This is a genomic window from Delftia sp. ZNC0008 (genome assembly GCF_000799035.1).
Lineage (GTDB): Bacteria > Pseudomonadota > Gammaproteobacteria > Burkholderiales > Burkholderiaceae_C > Comamonas > Comamonas tsuruhatensis.
Genome location: NZ_JTKZ01000069.1, coordinates 1 through 4,842 on the forward strand (window position 1 = coordinate 1; position 4,842 = coordinate 4,842).

Consider the following 4,842-nt stretch of genomic DNA (forward strand, 5'->3'; position numbering starts at 1 on the left):
CCGCGTCTTGAGCAGGCGGCTGCCCATGCCCGTCATGCAGGTGTCCAGCAGGGAGAACAATGTGGGCGAATCCTCGCCGCGCAGCGTCTTGACCAGCTCCAGGTTGCGGCGCGTGGCCAGCGGCAGCGCAATCAGCTCATCGTCGCGCTGCACCTGCAGAGCGTGGATGTGCGACAGGCTGCGGCCCTGCGTGTGCTCGGCATACGACAGCAGCGCGGCGCTGGCGCCATGGGCCAGCGGCAGGTCCTCGGCCTCCCAGGCCTTGAGGCTGGCGGCGCCCAGCAGCTCCAGCAGCTTGCGCTCGCCCAGGCCGCCGTCGAACTGCCAGTCAGGGCGTGGCGACAGCGGGCAGGCAATGGAGCCGCCATGGCGCAGCGCGAACAGGCTCTGCTCGAAGCGCTCGGTCACGCCCGCGCTGTAGATCAGCTCGCTGGGCGCAATGCGCGAAATCCAGGCGCCCAGCTCGTCGTGGGAGCATTCGGCCAGATGGATGCGCCCCTGCGTCACCGCCATCCAGGCCAGGCCGCAGCGCTGGCGCCCGGCCGTGTGCAGGGACAGCAAGATCGCCTCGCTCTTGTCCGACAGCAGTTCGCTGTCGGTCAGCGTGCCCGGCGTCACCACGCGCACCACCTTGCGCTCCACCGGGCCCTTGGCGGCGCCCACCTCGCCCACCTGCTCGCAGATCGCCACCGACTCGCCCAGCTTGATCAGCCGGCCCAGGTAGTTCTCCAGCGCATGGAAGGGCACGCCCGCCATGGGAATCGGCTGCCCCGCCGTCTGCCCGCGCGTGGTCAGCGTGATATCCAGCAGCCGCGCCACCTTCTCCGCATCCCCGAAGAACAGCTCGTAGAAATCCCCCATGCGGTAGAAAACCAGCGTGTCAGGGTAGTTGATCTTGATGCCCAGGTACTGCTGCATCATGGGCGTGTGCGCCGACAGATCAGGGGCCGGAGAGGGCTGTGTGCTTTGCGAGAGTTCGCTCATTGGCTTGGGAATCAACAGGTTGCAGCGGCGCGAAGGTGCCGGGCAAGGCCTGCCTGGATGGCGCGGGGCCGCAGGAAGGCGCAGGTGTACGTTTGTCGTGCTGCCCTCCTCAAACCGTTTCCTTGAGGGCTGCAAGGTGACAGGCAAAGACCACATTATTGACTACGTGGGATAGACGGTCGGCCTGATGTGGTTCGTAGTGGTTGGGAGGCCGCGGTGGCTTCACGCTTGAAGTCAATCAGGTGAAATTGGCACGGAAAAAATCGATCACCTGTTTTTCGGCAAATTTGAAAGACTCAAGTTGACGCAGCAAACTGGGATCCAGGATTTCGGCTACGCGATGCCGGGCCGCTTCCGGATGGAATCTTCGTCTGTGCCTTCCAGTCACCTCGGCGGCGGCGGTCAGCGACTCGAACAGTTTGCTCTTGGGGTCTGCCAGCTCTTCTATGGCATTTGCCTTGGGAAGTTTTAGCGGAATGCGCCCCTCGGGGTTGCCTGCTGCTGAGCGGATTGCCCTCTCGTCCAACAACAGCCAACTTTCGGTCATTCGTACAGGCACAAGGCAGATATGCGGCCGATGCTGGGTTACAGATTCCGCCAGTGCAGTCCGAATTTCCTGAACGCGGTTCGCAAGAGGTTCGCGCTCTGCATCTCTGTGAATAAATAGCAGATCGCAAGGGAAAAGCTCTATTACCCGCGGTATTCTGGATTTGAGTGATCCTGAATGAAGGCCTTCAGCAAAAAGCGTGCGATGAGGAAGTGGGCTCCATTCATCCAGAAGATACTGGACGATGGGTAGCAAAGTACGGTCGGAGGTTCCGTCGGTGATCAAGGTCGCTGTGAGGGTTTTCATGCACTGACCATCCCATCAAGCACTATGAAAAAGATCCAGTGTCTCACTGGGTAAATGGTCTACAACATGTTTTATGCCATTGCTCTTCGATTTCATCCTCATGCCAGATAGGTAGGCGTGCAACTCACCCCTTGTGATAAAGCCTGTCTCGGAAGTTGCCAACACACGCTCTCGCCAAGTCCCTTTAATCGGTTTGAAATTTGCGAACGAGGCTCCCCGCAGACGCAAAGACTCCGCAAACAGTAGCTCGTCGTCCAAAAGCTCAGCGACGACCAGTGGAGAGTGTGTATTGATAATGACCTGACGCAGTGAATGCTGAACGGCCAGTTCTTCTCCCGATAGGTCAGCATCGGAAAGCTCTTTCACCAAGCGAAGCATTTCTGGAATGCGCAAAGGGTGGATGCCGTTCTCAGGTTCTTCCAAGCACACCAGTCCTTCGGCATCTGGATCACTGGCAAGTACGGCAAGGGCAAGAAAACGAAGCGTTCCGTCGGATAAAGAGCTTGCAGAGTACGGACGTCCATCGCTCATTTTTACTGACAATGTGCGTTGCTGCCTCGCCTCGTCGGTATCTACATCCAAGGCCGTCACGCCGGGAATCAGGTCGGCCAGTCTGTTTGCGATGTCTCCGTATCTCCCTAAGCGAAACAACGTATTAGGCATATGCGCGCCAGTTGAGGAAAGCGACGCATCGCCAAAAACATCATCCGGCGCGCGCAATGCCGAAGGCTCCAATTGCAACATGCGCCAGGACTGCATTTCTCGGCGGGCTGCCAATGCCGTTGGGTGCGATGAAAGATTAACGCCAGAAAGAATGGTTTGAGGACTCTTGCGGGCCGAGATTTTCTGAGGCTGACCGCCGCCTCGATCACTGCGTAGCAGGATCGTGACGTCCGAGTCTTTGTTATCGGTTTGGATGAAAGGCGACGTACGTGCACCGGGTCCGAAGATGAGTTTCTTATTCTTTGCCAGATCTGAGCCACCGTTGAATGCAAGGAATTTTTGCGCTTCACTGGATGGCTTGGCACGCAATTCTTCGTGCTCGATGTAGATCGGATCCTTTGAAGAGCCCGGTGCTGCTTCTGTATTAAGTCGAAGCACCAAGGAGTATTCAAGCAATGTTGCTGTTGGCTTGACACTGCGGTCAAAGTCATCAACGACCTCATTGCGAACGATCATTTCTGCGAGAAACTCCATTCGAAGTTCTTTCTCACCTTTTTCATGGAAAAAAAGAGATGCAAACTCAGATGCTCGACCATGTGTGCCACGCACGTTGCTGCATGCCTTGAGAATGGGCATAGACGCTAAATCGCACAAAAAAGTTATCGCATCGAACAGGTTCGATTTCCCGACACCGTTGGCGCCAGCAATACATGTGAACAGACCGAACTGGACATCGATCTTTCGGAGATTCTTGAACCCAGAGACTTTCAAGCGAGTCAACATGATGTTCCTTGGACGATTTGCAGGCGATGCTTTGGCTTAGGCGGTGTGGGGTCGTTACAGAACGTAATCGTGAGGGCCTAGCCGAGCACCGTCAAAGTATGACGCCATGCGCTGGGCGATGGTCTTGCAACTTTGGGAAATTTGAGGTCGCCACCCTCAAATATGTCCGAAGAGAGTCGGATGCAGCGGAGGAGAAGGCACATTCTGGTACGGAGGCTTGGAGTCAGGCACTTATATCCTTACTGCGCCAACTGCAGCGAGGCGTACCTACAGTGCTTCTACCCCATGCCCGCCACCACCCACTCCTGCGGAAACGCCATCCCATCATCCTTGGCAATCTTCCTGAGGATATGCAGGCAGGCGCTTTGCAGATCCTGCACCACGGCCTGCCGGGCGGCGGGGCCATCCCTTTGCTCCAGCGCATGGATCAGCCGGATGTGGGGATGTTCGGCCGCGCGGGCGTAGGTGCCACGGTACAGGTAGCGCACGGACGGGCCGCACTTGAGCCACAGCAGGCCGATGAGGCTGGCCAGCACGGGCTGCTGCGCGGCTTCGATGATGGAGAAGTGGAAGCGCTCGTTGGCGATCAGCGTGGCGTCGTCGTCCACGGCGATGGATTTTTCCAGGTCCTGGTGCAGCCGGGTGAGGGTGTCGATGAAGCCCTGGCCCGGATGGCGGCTGGCGGCGGCTGCGGCGGCGCGGCCTTCCAGTTCGATGCGCAGGGCGATGATTTCCACGTACTGCTCCACGCTGAGCACGGGCACGGTGGCCACGCCGCGGTCGTCCAGGTCCAGGGCGCCTTCGGAGGCCAGGCGCTGTATGGCATCGCGCACGGGCGTGGGGCTGATGCCGAACTCTTCGGCCAGGCTGCGGTAGACGAGGCGCTGCGCGGGTTGCAGCTGGCCTCTCACGATGGCGTCACGGATCTGCAGATAGGTTTTTTCGGCAAGGGTCTGATTGGTTCGGATCTGTGAAAAAACGCTGGACATCGGGCCTCCGCAACTGCTTGGGCGCAATGGTACCTCCCGGGGGATGGTGGGGTGACCGTCACATCCGAGCGTGCCTGGTCCACGGGCTAACCCCATGTTTGATGTTTGATGCATCAAGTACCATGCATCAAAATCCAGGGAGGAAACATGCCCGTATCACCATCTAACCGCCGCCAATGGCTTGCCATGGGCTCGGCCCTTATCAGCCTTTCTTGCGCGGCGTCCGCTGCATCCACCACCTATCCATCCAAGCCGCTGCGAATCCTGGTGCCCTATGCCGCAGGCGGGGCCTCGGACAACATCGCGCGCCAGATTGCGGCGGCCATCACGGGGCAGACCGGACAGGCCGTGGTGGTGGACAACCGCCCTGGCGGCTCGGGCGTGATCGCCGTGCAGGCCCTGCAGGCCGCACCCGCCGATGGCCATACCTTTGCGGTCTTCGATCCCTCGGTGGCGTCGATGAACCCGTTCCTCTTCAGGAAGCTGGCCTATGACCCGGAGCGCGCACTGGTGCCGGTCACCGTGTTGGCGCGCAATCCGATCGCGCTGGTGGCCTTGCCTTCGTTTCCT

4 protein-coding genes and 1 pseudogene are annotated in these 4,842 nt (G+C 59.2%); 1 reads left to right on the plus strand and 4 read right to left on the minus strand.

Going from position 1 to position 4,842, the window contains the following annotated elements; translation table 11 throughout:
* The 4 genes and pseudogenes from L995_RS02630 to L995_RS02640 form a co-directional block, all read right to left on the minus strand.
* Positions 1-921 (minus strand): annotated as a pseudogene (locus L995_RS02630) (DNA mismatch repair protein MutS); the annotation flags it as partial.
* A 301-nt stretch (positions 922-1,222) separates the two neighbouring features.
* Positions 1,223-1,837 (minus strand): DUF4276 family protein, encoded by a 615-nt coding sequence (locus L995_RS31660; RefSeq protein ID WP_047468872.1) that lies wholly within the window; start codon positions 1,835-1,837, stop codon positions 1,223-1,225.
* Between the two features lie 15 nt (positions 1,838-1,852).
* Positions 1,853-3,283 carry an AAA family ATPase gene (locus L995_RS31665; RefSeq protein ID WP_074921572.1) on the minus strand — a complete coding sequence of 477 codons (1,431 nt, stop codon included), beginning with the start codon at positions 3,281-3,283 and terminating at the stop codon, positions 1,853-1,855.
* 278 nt (positions 3,284-3,561) lie between these two features.
* A complete protein-coding gene (locus tag L995_RS02640) occupies positions 3,562-4,272 on the minus strand; it encodes a GntR family transcriptional regulator (protein WP_047468874.1) in 711 nt (236 codons plus the stop codon).
* A gap of 186 nt (positions 4,273-4,458) precedes the next feature.
* Between L995_RS02640 and L995_RS34160 the strand changes: the two genes are divergently transcribed.
* The coding region (locus L995_RS34160) for a Bug family tripartite tricarboxylate transporter substrate binding protein (RefSeq protein ID WP_269431516.1) at positions 4,459-4,842 on the plus strand (384 nt) is incomplete at its 3' end.